Origin of the sequence: Actinomadura darangshiensis, assembly GCF_004349235.1 — a bacterium.
Classification (GTDB): domain Bacteria; phylum Actinomycetota; class Actinomycetes; order Streptosporangiales; family Streptosporangiaceae; genus Spirillospora; species Spirillospora darangshiensis.
The window spans coordinates 1-13598 of record NZ_SMKY01000241.1 but is presented as its reverse complement, the minus strand read 5'-3'; the positions used below and the strand labels follow the sequence as shown (position 1 = coordinate 13598).

The window sequence follows — 13598 nt, the reverse complement described above, 5'->3', positions numbered from 1 at the left end:
GGGTCCCACTGGGCGGGCGGGACCTGCGGGTCGTCGACGTGCAGGTAGGCGGAGCCGCCGTCGTAGCCGGCGCCGATGTAGCCGGCGCCGCGCAGGACGCCGCCGGCGGCCATCGCGATCAGTTCGCCGCCGTGCCCGGCCGGGCCCTCGTACCAGGACAGGTCGACCTCGGGGGTGGTGAACTCGGTGATGCCGAGCCGTTCCCCGATCGTCCGGATGACCAGGGTCGGGGCGACCGCGGGGTGCGCGTCGCCGAACTGGGGGTTGGCCCAGCCCCACAGCCAGGTGCGCTCGCGCGCCGCGTAGCTGCCGAGCAGCGACACCCGTACCGTGACGCCGCCGCTGGCGTAGGTGCGGGCGGTGAGGTCGGCGCTCCAGTCCTCGCGCGGCAGGAACTCGGCGAGCGTCTCCTGCTGCTGCAGGACGACGGCCGCCAGTGCGGCGCCGAGGCGTTCGAACGCGGGGCTGAATCCGGACATGTCGGGCACATTATCCCAGTAATCGGGGCCTTCGCGGGCGGGAATCGGACACCCTTCGAGAGTCGATCGGCTGACCTGGGCAGGCTAGGCTTTCGCTGTCAGAGGACTTACAGCTAGGAGCGTACGAGGTGCGGCGACCGACCGGGAGGCTCTTGGCGATCTGGGCGGTCACCAGCGGTGTCGTCACGCTGCTGGGTCCCCTGGCGGGCCTGCTGTGGGCGGCCACCGCCCCCAAGGTGACATATGTGGTCGTGCAGGGTGAGGCCCTTCTGGCCGAGCCGGAAGGGCAGGGGCCGATCGGGATCGACGCCCGTTTCGCCTTGATCGCCCTGGTCGCGGGGATCGTCTGCGGTGTCGGCGCCTACCTGGCGGGCGGGCGCGGCAACGACATCGCACTGCTGCTGGGCCTGGCCGTGGGGGGTGTCGCCGCGGCCGTCCTCGCGTGGCGGACCGGCCATCTGGTCGGGCTCGGCCACTTCCAGGACGCGGTCCGGCACGGCCGCGACGGCACCACCGTCGACGGCGTCGCCGACCTGCGCGCGAAGGGCGTCCTCGTGTTCTGGGCGCTGCCCGCGGTCGCCGCCTACGGGCTGCTGGAGATGGTCGTCCGGCGGCTACCCGCGGGCGATCGCGGCGACGAGGGCGCCGGTGAGGCGGACGAGGTCGGCGGGGACGAGCTCGATCTGGAGTCCGCGCCGGCCGGCCGAGACGTAGACGGTCGGGAGCGCTGACACCGACGCGTCGATCACGGCCGGCAGCCGCCTGCGCTGGCCGAGCGGGCTGATCCCGCCGACGACGTACCCGGTGGCGCGCTCGGCGTCGCGCGGGTCGGCCATCCGCGCCTTCTTCCCGCCGGCCGCCGCCGCGAGCGCCTTCAGGTCGAGGCTGGACGACACGGGCACGACGCCGACCGTGAGGTTCCCGTCGACCTCCGCCAGCAGCGTCTTGAAGAGCCGGTCGTGCGGGACGCCGAGGGCGTCGGCGGCGGCCTGCCCGTAGGACTCGGCGTCCGGGTCGGCCTCGTAGGCGTGCAGCGTGAAATCGATCTTCGCCTTGGTCGCGGCGACCGTCGCCGGCGTCCCCTTGCCGCCCTTGGCTCTGCTCATGGGGGCACAGTCTGCCGTGCCCGCTCAGTTCGGCGTGAAGGACCCGTCCAGGAACTGCCCGGCGGGGATCGTCGGGAGCACGTCCAGGATGCGGTTCTCCCGGGCGAGCAGGTCCCGTTCGGCCTCCAGCCGGAGCGTCGCGTCCTCGCACTCCAGCAGCCGCTGCTTGTCCTGCCCGTCCAGGACGAGGGACGCCGCGATCACGTACGACAGCGTCACCGGGTCGTCGGGCGGGTCGATCCTCTCCATCGGCCCGGCGCCCGCGGCCCCGAGCCGGTGCCGGTAGAGCCGGAACAGCCTGCGCACGCGGGCCGCGACGGGCTCCGGCCCGCTGCCGCGCTCCTCCGGCAGGAACTCGACCTCGCCCCGCAGGTAGGGCCGGGACCGGTCCAGCTCCTTCAGCCGGAACCGCCGGGTGCCGACCGTCACGATGTCGTAGCGCCCGTCGGGGTGCGGCGACACCTCGCGCAGCTCGGCGACGCAGCCGACCTCGGCGAGGCGGTGCGCGGACGTCTCGCCGACCTCGTGGCCGAGCTCGATGCCGACGACGCCGAAGCCGCGCGGCTCCGGCTGGTCGAGGAGGTCGCCGATCAGCCGGCGGTACCGGTCCTCGAACAGGTGCAGCGGGAGCACCAGGCCGGGGAACAGCACGGTGCCCAGCGGGAACAGGGCGAGCCGCTCGGTCACTCTTGTCTCCCACACTCCTGGGCGCCACCGGGAAACGCCCTCGGCGCCAGCCTACGTCCATATTGATGATCTTGGTAAGGGTCGTTTTTTCACACTGTGAAGCCGGAGTCACGGCCGTCGCGGAGGGGCGGCCGGAAGGCCATTCCCGGCCGATTGGCCAGGCCACTTCCGATGGATTGGCCGTGCCGCGGTCCGCGCGGCGGCTTGTAGCGTCGGCGCCATGAGAATGCTCGTCGTGGACGCCTTCACCGACCGCCCGTTCGCCGGCAACCCCGCCGGGGTCTGCCTGCTCGAAGGGCCCGTCCCGGCGGAGTGGATGCAGCGGGTCGCCGCGGAGATGAGGCACTCCGAGACCGCGTTCGTCCGGCCGCTAGGCCCCGCGCATGCCGATGCCGGCTTCGAGCTGCGCTGGTTCACGCCGAAGGTCGAGGTCGCGCTGTGCGGGCACGCCACGCTGGCGAGTGCCCACGCCCTCTACGACAGCGGCACGGTGGCGCCCGACCGCCCGATCAGGTTCCAGACGCTCAAGAGCGGAGTCCTGACCATCACCCGGGACCCCGCGGGCGAGCTGTCCATGGACTTCCCGGCCCAGCCCGCGGAGCCCGCCGAGGTCCCCGCGGGGCTGGCCGAGGCGCTCGGCGTCAAGATCGCCGGGGTCGGCCGGAACGGGCAGAACGACCTGCTCGTCGAGGTGGACGGCGAGCCCGAGGTCCGCGGCCTGGCCCCCGACATCGCCGCGCTCGGGGAGATCGACGCGCGCGGAGTGATCGTCACGGCGCAGGCCGATCCGGCGGGCGGGCACGACTTCGTGTCCCGCTTCTTCGCCGCGCGGGCGCTGGAGGGCGACGGGGAGGACCCGGTGACCGGCTCGGCGCACTGCGCCCTCGCGCCGTTCTGGGCCGCCCGCCTGGGGCGCCGCGAGCTGGTCGGCTACCAGGCGTCCGAGCGCGGCGGGCATGTCCGGGTCGTCCTGCGCGACGACCGCGTGGTCCTGTCCGGAACGGCCGTGACCGTCCTCGACGGGGCGCTGCGAATCGCGCCGTGACACGCGTCTCGGCACGTGAGACGGTGCACGGGGGACGGGGGCCACTCCGTAGACTGGACGGGTGATTTCCCGTATCGACCTGCGCGGCTCCCTTCCCGGCGAGCTGCGCTCCGTGCTGCCCCGCGCCGAACTCGACGTCGAGGCCGCCCTGGACAAGGTGCGGCCCATCTGCGAGGACGTCCGCCATCGCGGCTCGGATGCGGTCCGGGAGCACACCAGGGCGCTGGACGGGGTCGAGCTGGAGAGCACGCGGGTCCCGGTCGAGACCGTCCACCGGGCGCTCGCCGACCTCGACCCGGCCGTCCGGGACGCGCTGGAGGAGAGCATCCGCCGCGCCCGCGCCGTGCACCGCGCGCAGCGCCGCACCGACGTCACCACGCAGGTCGTGCCAGGCGGAACCGTCACCGAGAAGTGGATCCCGGTCGGCCGCGTCGGGCTGTACGTGCCGGGCGGGCGCGCCGTGTACCCGTCCAGCGTCGTCATGAACGTCGTCCCCGCGCAGGAGGCGGGCGTCGCCTCCCTCGCCGTCACATCGCCTCCGCAGAAGGAGTTCGGCGGCCTGCCGCACCCGGCGATCCTGGCAGCATGCGCGCTCCTCGGGGTGGACGAGGTCCACGCCGCCGGCGGCGCGCAGGCCATCGCGATGTTCGCCTACGGCACCGGCGAGTGCCGCCGCGCCGACCTGGTCACCGGGCCCGGCAACGTGTACGTCGCCGCCGCGAAGCGGCTGCTCAAGGGCGTGATCGGCATCGACGCCGAGGCGGGCCCGACGGAGATCGCGATCCTCGCCGACGGCACCGCCGACCCCGTGGACGTCGCCGCCGACCTGATCAGCCAGGCCGAGCACGACGTGCTCGCCGCCGCCGTCCTCGTCACCGACTCGGTGCGGCTGGCCGACGAGGTCGAGGCCGAGCTGAAGGCGCAGGCCGCGCGCACCAGGCACACCGAGCGGATCACCGAGGCCCTCGCCGGGCGGCAGTCCGGCATCGTCCTGGTGGACGGCGTCGAGGACGGCCTGAAGGTCGTGGACGCCTACGCCGCCGAGCACCTGGAGGTCCAGACCGCCGACGCCGCCGCGATCGCCGCCCGCGTCCGCAACGCCGGGGCGATCTTCGTGGGCCGGCACGCGCCGGTGTCGCTCGGCGACTACCTCGCCGGGTCCAACCACGTCCTGCCGACCGGCGGGTGCGCGTGCCACTCGTCCGGGCTGTCGGTCCAGTCGTTCCTGCGCGGCGTGCACGTCGTCGAGTACGACCGCGACGCCCTCGCCGAAGCCACCTCCCGCGTGGTCGCCCTCGCCGAGGCCGAGGACCTGCCCGCGCACGGGGCCGCCCTGAAGGCACGCTTCAATTGGGGGATCCCTTCGTGACCTCGCTGAACGATCTGCCGCTGCGGGACGACCTGCGCGGCCGGGAGCCCTACGGGGCGCCGCAGCTGGACGTCCCGTACGCGCTGAACACCAACGAGAACCCGTACCCGCCGTCCGACCGCCTGGTGAAGGCGCTCGGCGAGGCGGTCATGGACGTCGCCGGGTCCCTGAACCGCTACCCGGACCGCGACGCCGTCGCGCTCCGCGAGGACCTCGCCGCCTTCCTGAACTCCGACACGCCCGGTGCGGGCCTCACCGCCGGCCGGGTGTGGGCGGCGAACGGCTCCAACGAGATCATCCAGCAGATCCTGCAGGCGTTCGGCGGGGCGGGCCGCACCGCGCTCGGCTTCGAGCCGTCCTACTCGATGCACCCGATCATCACCGGGGTGTCCGGGACGCGCTGGGTGAACGCCTTCCGGGACGAGGACTTCGGCCTCGAACCCGAGCGCGCCATCGCGGCGGTCGCGGAGCACCGGCCCGACATCGTGTTCCTGACCTCGCCGAACAACCCGACCGGCACCGCACTGCCCCTCGACGCGATCAGGGCCGTGCTGGAGGTCGCGCCCGGCATGGTCGTGGTCGACGAGGCGTACGCCGAGTTCCGCCGGACGGGCACGCCGTCCGCGCTGACGCTGCTGGACGGCCACCCGCGGCTGATCGTCACCCGGACGATGTCCAAGGCGTTCGCGATGGCCGGCACCCGCCTCGGCTACCTGGCCGCCGACCCGGCCGTGATCGGCGCGCTGCTGCTCGTCCGGCTGCCCTACCACCTGTCGGCCGTCACCCAGGCCGTCGCCCGCACCGCCCTCGCGCACGGCGGGGAGCTGCTCGGCGGCGTCGAGGCCCTGCGCCGCGACCGCGACGAGATCGTCGCGTGGCTGCGCGCCGAGGGCTTCCGGGTGGCCGACTCCGACGCCAACTTCGTCCTGTTCGGGACGTTCCCGGACCGCCGCGAGGTCTGGGAGACCATGCTCGGCCGCGGCGTCCTGATCCGGGAGGTGGGGCCGCCCGAGTGGCTGCGGGTCAGCGTCGGCACCCCCGAAGAGATGGCAGCCTTCCGCACCGCACTAAAGGAGAGTCTGTGACGCGCAAGGGACGAGTCGAGCGCGGGACCAAGGAGACCCAGGTCCTCGTCGAGATCGACCTCGACGGCACCGGGCAGGTCGACGTCGCGACCGGGGTGGGGTTCTTCGACCACATGCTGGCCCAGCTCGGCAAGCACGGGTCGTTCGACCTGACCGTCAAGACGGCCGGCGACCTGCACATCGACAGCCACCACACGATCGAGGACACCGCCATCGCGCTCGGCCAGGCGTTCCGCGAGGCGCTCGGCGACAAGGCCGGCATCCGCCGGTTCGCCGACGCCTCCATCCCGCTCGACGAGGCGCTCGCCCAGGTCACCGTGGACGTGTCCGGCCGCCCCTACCTGGTGCACGCCGAGCCGGACGGAATGGCCCCGATGATCGGCCCCGAGTACGACACCACGATGACCCGGCACATCCTCGAGTCGTTCGTGTCGAACGCCCAGGTGGCGCTGCACGTCCATGTCCCGTACGGGCGCAACGCGCACCACATCGTCGAGGCCCAGTTCAAGGCCCTCGCCCGCGCGCTGCGCGACGCCGTGGCGTTCGACCCGAAGGTGCACGGCATCCCGTCCACCAAGGGAGCCCTGTAGCCGTGGAGATCGGTGGTGTCCACTTCACCTACGGCAACGTGGCGATCTTCGCGGTCGCGGTGTTCCTGCTGGCCGGGGTGTACAGCTTCGTCAAGCAGGGCCTGAAGATCGCCGCGCTGATCGTGTTCGTGCTGGCCGCGCTGGTGTTCGCCGCGGGAGTGACGTGGCTGTGAGGAACGCGGCCGGGAAGAACATCGTCATCCTCGACTACGGCTCGGGAAACCTGCGCTCCGCCGAACGCGCCGTGGCCCGTGCCGGCGCCGACGTGACCGTCACCGCCGACTGGGACGCCGCGCTCGGCGCCGACGGCCTGGTCGTCCCGGGCGTCGGCGCGTTCGCCGCGTGCATGGCGGGCCTGCGCTCGGTCCGCGGCGACCAGATCATCGGCCGCCGCCTCGCGGGCGGGCGCCCCGTCCTCGGTATCTGCGTCGGCATGCAGATCCTCTTCACCAAGGGCATCGAGCACGGCGTCACCACCGAGGGCTGCGACGAATGGCCGGGGACCGTCGACCGGCTCGACGCGCCGGTCGTCCCGCACATGGGCTGGAACACCGTCGCGGCCCCCGAGGGCTCCGCCCTCTTCGACGGCCTGGCCGGCGAGCGCTTCTACTTCGTCCACTCCTACGCCGCCCGCGGCTGGGACCTGGAGCCCGATCCGGCCGGCCTCATACCGCCGCCCCTGGTCACCTGGTCCGAGCACGGCGGCCGCTTCGTCGCCGCCGTCGAGAACGGCCCCCTGTGCGCCACCCAGTTCCACCCGGAGAAGTCCGGCGACGCCGGCGCCGCCCTCCTGCGCAACTGGCTCGCCACCCTGGCCTGAACATATTGGCCACGCACGGAGATCTGTTAACCCCGCGATGGTGGTGGAGAACGCGATAGCCCGGTGCGCGCTTGTGGTGTTAACAAAAAAAATATTAAGAATGCGCTTGCGATGCCGCGATGGGCGCAGCTAAGTTGAAGGCAAAAAGATGGCGTCGGCGCCCGTTCTCAGGGCGATCGCCGACGGAGAAAGATAATGCCCCGGGCGGCATGCGTTGCAGAGGCGGACCCGGGGCGTACTCGTTCAGGTTAACACATCCCCGGCCCATCCCCGTGGGCGCAGAGTGATCAGGAGACACCGGTGAGCGCTGGAGAGCTCGACTGGACGCGCGGTGCCCTCTCGCCGGCGCGGCTGGCCCCCTACCTGGCCGCCGTCGACGGCGACCTCGCAGCGGCGATGCGCCTGTACTGGTGGAACCTTGATGCCTCCGCGGCATTCTACGGCCCGCTCCACTGGCTTGAGATCACCCTGCGGAACGCTCTCCACGCCGAGCTCTGCCGTGCGCACGGCAGGCGTGACTGGTGGGCGAGCGCACGCCTTCTCGGTGACGGGCCCCGCAACGTGGCGCAGGCCAAGTCTAAGCTCCGGGCACGTGGCGTGACGCGCCCGAGCGCCGACGACATCGTGGCCGAGCTGACCTTCGGCTTCTGGGTGTCGCTGCTGAGCCGCCGGGCCGACCGGTATTTCTGGGTTCCCGCCCTGCACCGCGCCTTCCCGGAGTTCGCGGGGCCACGGCGCGAGCTTCACGCGGAGCTGAACACCGCCCGCAGATTCCGCAACAGGGTCATGCACTACGAGCCGATTCACCACTACGGGCTGGCGGCGGACCACGGCAGGGTCTTCCGCCTCCTCGGTTACCTCTCACCGGAGTGCGCCGCGGCGGCCCGCCGTCAGGACGGCGTGCCGGACGTGCTGGCGCGCCGACCGGACGTCGGTGCGGTCGGGGACCGGTCCGGCTCCGCCGGGACGTGCGATGAGCACTGAGCGGGTGTCGCTGGCCGATGTGGCCCGCCGGGCAGGTGTCCAGCGGCCCGCGGCATCCAACTGGAAGCGGCGGCATTCCGACTTCCCGCATCCGCTGGCGGGAACGGGAGGGGAGCTCTATGACCCCACGGAGATCGCCGCGTGGTTGGATGCCCGGCGCATCCCGGTGAACGCTCTGCGCTCCGGCGAGAAGCCCGGGACCACGTTCGGCGATCGCTTCCGGGAGACGGCCGCGGGCACGCGGGTCGTGCCGACCCGGCGGGAGCCGACCGTGATGAGCGGACCGAGCCCGGCCGAAGAGCTGATGAGAATCCTCGCGGGCGTCCGCGACTTCGCCGATCCGGCCGACTATGCCGAGACGCTCCTCGCCCTCCTCTGCTTCCTGGCCGTCGACCCGGACGGCTTCGCGCGGTTCCGGGAGGCCGTCCGGGACGCCCCGCTCCCGGCCGCTGGGGAGCTGTTCCTGCGGGCGTGGGACGGCATGTCTCGAAGATCGACTGTGCGTCTCGATGACCCGCCTGTGCCCCGGGGAGCGGACGGCGGCAGGGTTCTGGTGGCGATCGCCGAGGTCCTGGCGGGTCTGCGGCCGGGAGCGGGCGGCGGCTCCCGCCGGGTGAGCCCGGAGGCCGCGAGTCTTTATGAGCGGCTGCTCGACCAGGTCGCGGACATGGAGGGACACCGTGGTGGAGAGTTCCACACGCCGCGATCGGTCGTCCGGACGATGGTGGAGATGGTGACGCCTGCCGCGGGGGAGCGCATTCACGACCCCTGTTGCGGGACGGGCGGGATGCTCGTCGGAGTGATCGAGCACGTGCGCACGGCGGCGTTGGCGAGCGCGCCGCCCACCGAGGTGACGGGAGCCTCTCTCACCGAACGCGGACGGCGTCTCGCGGTCATGAACCTCCTCGTGCACGGGGTGCCGGCGGACATCAGAGCCGGCGCGCTGGAGGAGGTGCGGGGATGGTCGGGGAGGGGCGAACGGTTCGATGTGGTGGTCACCAATCCACCGTTCACCATGACGTTGGGCGACCGGACTCCGCTGGGCCATGGCTGGCCATATGGCGACCCACCGTCACGCAGCGCCAACTTCGCGTGGCTCCAGTCGGTCCTGGCGACCTTGTCCGATCACGGAAGGGCGGCCGTCGTCACCGCGAACGGGGCCACGTTCTCCCGGCAGCGGGCCGAGCAGGCGATCCGCGCCGCCATGGTCGAGGACGGGGTCGTCGACTGTGTCGTCGCCCTGCCCTCCGCGCTGTTCAGGTCGACGGCGATCCCCGTGAGCCTGTGGATACTCAGGAAAGGCCGGACGGCGGACGAGGGGGTTCTGCTGATCGATGCGGGAGGACTCGGCGGAATGCGGAGCCGCATCGTGCGGACGCTCGGCGATGACGATGTCTGCAGGATCAGCGAGACCTACCGCCGATGGCGACAGCACCGGTTCGACGACGAGCCCGGTTTCGCTCGTCGCGTCCTGTTGGACGAGCTCCGGGCGCAGGGTCATTCGCTCAGCCCACCCACCTATGTGGCTTCTGTCCCGGTTCAGGCCGATGTCCTCTCGACGAGAGGGGAGGTCGATCGGCTCCGGCACGAGCTGACTCACCTGCACGCCCGCTCGGCCGAGATCGACACGGCGATCGAATGGTGGCTCGGGGGCGAGCGGTGATGGCCGGCGTGATCGGTCCCGTTCCCGCGGGCTGGGTCACGGTGCCGCTCGGCGAGGTGTGCCGGATCCAGGCGGGGCTCTCGAAGCGGGCTTGGCGCGGATCCCCGGACGGGACTCCGATCGTCATGATCGGCAACATCGCGAGGGGCCGTATTGCGAGGGACGGCCTCACCCGGATCGCAGTCCCCGGCGATGCGGGGATGGACCGTTACCGACTGCGGCCGGATGACGTCGTCTGCGCGCGTACCGGCGATCTGGGCCGAAGTGCCTGCGCGACCGAGGAGAACACCGGATGGTTCGTCGGCAGCGGTTGCCTTCGGCTCCGCACAGGTCCGGAAGTCCTGCCCCGTTATCTCGTCTACTACTTCGAGCACCCTGCGGTGAAGGACTGGCTTCGGCGTTCGTCGACCGGGTCGGTCATCCCCAACCTGAACATCCGAGCAGTTGCCGGGATGCCGTTGGCGGTGCCGCCTATCGAGGAGCAGCGGGCGATGAGTGAAATCCTCGGACTCTTGGACGAGAAGATCGCCGTCCATGAGGAGATCGTCCGCTCGACCGATGAACTGCGCGGTTCGGTCGCGCGGCTCTTGTTCGTCGGCTCCCGTCCCCCGTTCGGATGACACCTCAGCGGGCGCTGCCTGGCGTTTACCAAGCGTCCACCAGTGTCGATAGGGTTTCCGTATGACTTTGACGCTCCTTCCCGCGGTCGACGTCGCCGACGGCCAGGCCGTCCGGCTGGTGCAGGGCGAGGCCGGCACCGAGACCTCCTACGGCGCCCCCCTCGACGCGGCGCTCGCCTGGCAGAGGGCGGGGGCGGAGTGGATCCATCTGGTCGACCTCGACGCGGCGTTCGGGCGCGGGTCCAACCGGGAGCTGCTCGCCGAGATGACCGGGAAGCTGGACGTGAAGGTCGAGCTGTCGGGCGGCATCCGCGACGACGCGTCGCTGGAGGCGGCGCTGTCGACCGGCTGCGCACGCGTCAACATCGGCACCGCCGCGCTGGAGGACCCCGGGTGGTGCCGGAAGATCATCGCCTCGCACGGCGACAAGATCGCGGTGGGGCTGGACGTGCGCGGCACGACGCTCGCCGCGCGCGGCTGGACGCGGGAGGGCGGCGACCTGTGGGAGGTCCTCGCACGCCTGGAGGACGACGGCTGCCCCCGCTACGTCGTCACCGACGTCACGAAGGACGGCACGCTCCGCGGCCCCAACACGGGCCTGCTCCGCGAGGTGTGCGCGCGGACCGACAAGCCCGTCATCGCGTCCGGCGGCGTCTCGTCGCTGGACGACCTGCGTGCGCTGGCCGGGCTCGTGTCCATCGGCGTCGAGGGCGCGATCGTCGGCAAGGCCCTGTACGCGCAGGCGTTCACGCTGGAAGAGGCCCTGGAGGTTGTGAAGTGAGCGGGGAGGCCGTCAAGTGACCGTGGCCGTGCGGGTGATCCCGTGCCTGGACGTCGACGCCGGGCGCGTGGTCAAGGGCGTCAACTTCCAGAACCTGCGGGACGCGGGCGACCCCGTCGAGCTGGCGCGCCGGTACGACGCCGAGGGCGCCGACGAGCTGACGTTCCTCGACATCACCGCCTCCAGCGCCGACCGCTCCACGACCTACGACGTCGTCCGCCGGACCGCCGAGCAGGTGTTCATCCCGCTGACGGTCGGCGGCGGCATCCGCGCCGTCGAGGACGTCGACCGGCTGCTGCGCGCGGGCGCCGACAAGGTCTCGATCAACACCGCCGCGATCGCGCGGCCCGAGTTCCTGCGCGAGGCGGCGCACCGGTTCGGCTCGCAGTGCATCGTGCTCTCGGTGGACGCCCGCCGCGCGGACGGCACCGAGTCGGGCTTCGAGGTCACCACGCACGGCGGCCGCAAGGGGACGGGCATCGACGCGGTCGAGTGGGCCCGCCGCGGCGCGGAGCTCGGCGTCGGCGAGATCCTGCTGAACTCGATGGACGCCGACGGCACCAAGGCCGGGTTCGACCTGGAGATGCTCCGCCGCGTCCGGGAGACCGTGTCCGTCCCGGTGATCGCCAGTGGCGGCGCCGGGGCCGCAGAGCACTTCGCGCCCGCCGTGGCCGCGGGCGCGGACGCCGTCCTCGCCGCCAGCGTCTTCCACTTCGGGGAACTGAAGATCTCCGAGGTCAAGTCCGCGCTGCGCGAGGCCGGCAACCCCGTCCGCTGAGAAGGAAACCCCGTATGGCCCCCCGAACGACCGTCGCGTTCGCGACCTGCTCACTGCTGCCCGAGGGAAGCGACGACGTCCAGATCCTCACCGGTGCCCTCGCCTCCCTGGGCGTCGGCGCCGAGGCCGTCAGCTGGGACGCCGAGGTCGACTGGTCCCGCTACGACCTGGTCGTCATCCGCTCCACCTGGGACTACACCGCCCGCCGGGACGAGTTCGTGGCGTGGGCGGAGAGCCTGCCCCGCGTCCTCAACCCGGCCGGGGTCGTCCGGTGGAACACCGACAAGCGCTACCTCCGCGAACTCGCCGAAGCAGGCGTCCCCATCGTCCCGACCCTGTGGGATCCGGACGACATCCCGTCCGGATGGCCCGAGTACGTCGTCAAGCCGGCCGTCTCGATCGGGTCGCGCGACACGGCCCGCTGGGGCCCCGGCGAGGAGGACGCCGCCCGCGCCCACCTGCGCTCGCTCCGCGACGCGGGCCGGACGGTCATGGTCCAGCCGTACCTGCGTGCCGTCGACACGGCCGGCGAGACGGCGCTGGTCTTCTGCGAGGGCGAGTACAGCCACGCCGGCCGCAAGGCCCAGATCCTCTCCGCGGGCGCGGGCGTCCAGGGCCCGGTCCGCGACGACCCCGCCCGGGGGCAGGTGACGGCCTCCACGGCGACCGAGGCGGAGCTGGCCCTGGCCGGCCGCGCCCTGTCCGCCGTCCCGGGCGGCGAGGACCTCCTCTACGCCCGCGTCGACATGATCCCCGGCCCGGACGGCGCCCCGCTCCTCATCGAACTGGAACTGACCGAACCCAACCTCTACCTCCAGCACGATCCCGGCAGCCCCGACCGCTTCGCCAAGGCCATCGCCGCCCGCCTCTGATTCTCGACGGGGGCTTCCGCATCAGCCATCGCCGCAACCACGCAACCACCCAAAGCCGCGCGATCGCGTCCGAAGGCAGGTTCGAGCTTGCGAGAACCTGATCGCGCAGCGAGCCGCAAGGCGAGCCGGAGCGATGCAGCGATCGCACGCAGTGCCCGACGATGGAGGGCCGCCAAGGCCCGAAGGAGGAGGGCACTGCCATGAACACTGCAATCAGACGCTCAGGATGATCGCGGAGGGGTGGTCGGGGTCGTGGAACAGCTCCTGGTGGGCCTTGACCATGCGGGTCGCGGTGGTGGCCAGGGGTGCTCCGGTGCCGGGGTTGGCGGCGACCTTGGGGTGGGCGCCGCTGGTGACGTGGACGCGGACGCGGTGGCCGCGGCGGAAGCGGTGGCCGGTGGGCCACAGGTCGACCGCGACGCGGAGGACGCCGCCGGTCCCGACGGGTTTCGCTCCGGCGGCCGGCAGGCGGAGGCCGCCTTCGCAGACGTTGCGGGACGTCCCGTCCGGGGCGACGTCGCAGAGCCGGACGACGAAGTCGGTGTGCTCCCGGTCGGAGCGGACGAACAGGTCGGCGCCGACCGGCCCGACGACGTCGAGGTCGTCGGCGAGGGCCGGGGAGGTGAACACCAGGACGTCCGGGCGCCGCTCCAGCGGGCGGTTGTCGACCGGGCGGGAGCTGCCGAGCAGGGAGGGGCCGCCGAGCGCGGGTGTGGGCC

The 13598-nt window shown here is 72.3% G+C and carries 17 protein-coding genes; 13 read left to right on the top strand and 4 right to left on the bottom strand.

Translation table 11 applies throughout. From position 1 onward, the window contains the following. The coding region (locus E1293_RS35245; RefSeq protein ID WP_132202454.1) for a DUF6882 domain-containing protein at positions 1 to 479 on the bottom strand (479 nt) is incomplete at its 3' end. Between the two features lie 128 nt (positions 480 to 607). On the opposite strand from E1293_RS35245, the gene E1293_RS35240 reads away from it, so the two are divergent. Continuing rightward, the gene (locus E1293_RS35240; protein WP_243717010.1) at positions 608 to 1210 is read left to right on the top strand and encodes a hypothetical protein; all 603 of its coding nucleotides are present in this window, start codon (positions 608 to 610) and stop codon (positions 1208 to 1210) included. On the opposite strand, the gene ybaK is transcribed toward E1293_RS35240, so the two are convergent. Together ybaK and E1293_RS35230 are read right to left on the bottom strand one after the other, a co-directional pair. Then, positions 1094 to 1585 carry a Cys-tRNA(Pro) deacylase gene (gene ybaK, locus E1293_RS35235; protein ID WP_132202452.1) on the bottom strand — a complete coding sequence of 164 codons (492 nt, stop codon included), beginning with the start codon at positions 1583 to 1585 and terminating at the stop codon, positions 1094 to 1096. The genes E1293_RS35240 and ybaK overlap by 117 nt on opposite strands. A gap of 24 nt (positions 1586 to 1609) precedes the next feature. Next, on the bottom strand, positions 1610 to 2272 hold the full coding sequence (locus E1293_RS35230) for an LON peptidase substrate-binding domain-containing protein (RefSeq protein WP_132202450.1): 663 nt from the start codon (positions 2270 to 2272) through the stop codon (positions 1610 to 1612). A gap of 220 nt (positions 2273 to 2492) precedes the next feature. On the opposite strand from E1293_RS35230, the gene E1293_RS35225 reads away from it, so the two are divergent. The 12 genes from E1293_RS35225 (at position 2493) to E1293_RS35175 (ending at position 12879) form a co-directional block, all read left to right on the top strand. Next, positions 2493 to 3317, top strand: coding sequence for a PhzF family phenazine biosynthesis protein (locus tag E1293_RS35225; protein ID WP_132202448.1), 825 nt, complete (start codon positions 2493 to 2495; stop codon positions 3315 to 3317). A gap of 61 nt (positions 3318 to 3378) precedes the next feature. Beyond that, positions 3379 to 4686 (top strand): histidinol dehydrogenase, encoded by a 1308-nt coding sequence (hisD, locus tag E1293_RS35220; protein WP_132202446.1) that lies wholly within the window; start codon positions 3379 to 3381, stop codon positions 4684 to 4686. Further along, positions 4683 to 5771, top strand: coding sequence for a histidinol-phosphate transaminase (locus E1293_RS35215; RefSeq protein ID WP_132202444.1), 1089 nt, complete (start codon positions 4683 to 4685; stop codon positions 5769 to 5771). Before hisD ends, E1293_RS35215 begins: the two co-directional genes overlap by 4 nt. Next, a complete protein-coding gene (hisB, locus tag E1293_RS35210; protein WP_132202442.1) occupies positions 5768 to 6361 on the top strand; it encodes an imidazoleglycerol-phosphate dehydratase HisB in 594 nt (197 codons plus the stop codon). Before E1293_RS35215 ends, hisB begins: the two co-directional genes overlap by 4 nt. A gap of 2 nt (positions 6362 to 6363) precedes the next feature. Next, a complete protein-coding gene (locus E1293_RS47925) occupies positions 6364 to 6534 on the top strand; it encodes a hypothetical protein (RefSeq protein WP_165978538.1) in 171 nt (56 codons plus the stop codon). Beyond that, positions 6531 to 7181, top strand: coding sequence for an imidazole glycerol phosphate synthase subunit HisH (gene hisH / locus E1293_RS35205; protein ID WP_165978539.1), 651 nt, complete (start codon positions 6531 to 6533; stop codon positions 7179 to 7181). Before E1293_RS47925 ends, hisH begins: the two co-directional genes overlap by 4 nt. A gap of 300 nt (positions 7182 to 7481) precedes the next feature. Continuing rightward, entirely contained in the window at positions 7482 to 8165 is a 684-nt protein-coding gene (locus tag E1293_RS35200; protein ID WP_132202440.1) for a hypothetical protein, read from the top strand. After that, positions 8155 to 9828 (top strand): HsdM family class I SAM-dependent methyltransferase, encoded by a 1674-nt coding sequence (locus E1293_RS35195; protein WP_132202438.1) that lies wholly within the window; start codon positions 8155 to 8157, stop codon positions 9826 to 9828. The genes E1293_RS35200 and E1293_RS35195 overlap by 11 nt, the downstream gene beginning before the upstream one ends. Beyond that, a complete protein-coding gene (locus tag E1293_RS35190) occupies positions 9828 to 10448 on the top strand; it encodes a restriction endonuclease subunit S (RefSeq protein ID WP_165978537.1) in 621 nt (206 codons plus the stop codon). The genes E1293_RS35195 and E1293_RS35190 overlap by 1 nt, the downstream gene beginning before the upstream one ends. A 61-nt stretch (positions 10449 to 10509) precedes the next feature. Then, on the top strand, positions 10510 to 11229 hold the full coding sequence (gene priA, locus E1293_RS35185) for a bifunctional 1-(5-phosphoribosyl)-5-((5-phosphoribosylamino)methylideneamino)imidazole-4-carboxamide isomerase/phosphoribosylanthranilate isomerase PriA (RefSeq protein WP_132202434.1): 720 nt from the start codon (positions 10510 to 10512) through the stop codon (positions 11227 to 11229). Positions 11230 to 11245: 16 nt separating this feature from the next. Continuing rightward, positions 11246 to 12007, top strand: a complete 762-nt coding sequence (gene hisF / locus E1293_RS35180) for an imidazole glycerol phosphate synthase subunit HisF (protein WP_132202432.1) — start codon at positions 11246 to 11248, stop codon at positions 12005 to 12007. 14 nt (positions 12008 to 12021) lie between these two features. After that, on the top strand, positions 12022 to 12879 hold the full coding sequence (locus tag E1293_RS35175; protein WP_132202430.1) for an ATP-grasp domain-containing protein: 858 nt from the start codon (positions 12022 to 12024) through the stop codon (positions 12877 to 12879). A 213-nt stretch (positions 12880 to 13092) separates the two neighbouring features. On the opposite strand, the gene E1293_RS35170 is transcribed toward E1293_RS35175, so the two are convergent. Then, a partial coding sequence (locus tag E1293_RS35170) for a CocE/NonD family hydrolase (protein WP_132202428.1) occupies positions 13093 to 13598 on the bottom strand: 506 nt, incomplete at its 5' end.

What these genes read in the sequence shown, in the direction of transcription:
- E1293_RS35175 (WP_132202430.1), top strand. Translation starts at nt 12,022, where the DNA reads ATGGCCCCCCGAACGACCGTCGCGTTCGCGACCTGCTCACTGCTGCCC.
- ybaK (WP_132202452.1), bottom strand. Translation starts at nt 1,585, where the DNA reads ATGAGCAGAGCCAAGGGCGGCAAGGGGACGCCGGCGACGGTCGCCGCG.
- E1293_RS35225 (WP_132202448.1), top strand. Translation starts at nt 2,493, where the DNA reads ATGAGAATGCTCGTCGTGGACGCCTTCACCGACCGCCCGTTCGCCGGC.
- E1293_RS35190 (WP_165978537.1), top strand. Translation starts at nt 9,828, where the DNA reads ATGGCCGGCGTGATCGGTCCCGTTCCCGCGGGCTGGGTCACGGTGCCG.
- E1293_RS35195 (WP_132202438.1), top strand. Translation starts at nt 8,155, where the DNA reads ATGAGCACTGAGCGGGTGTCGCTGGCCGATGTGGCCCGCCGGGCAGGT.
- priA (WP_132202434.1), top strand. Translation starts at nt 10,510, where the DNA reads ATGACTTTGACGCTCCTTCCCGCGGTCGACGTCGCCGACGGCCAGGCC.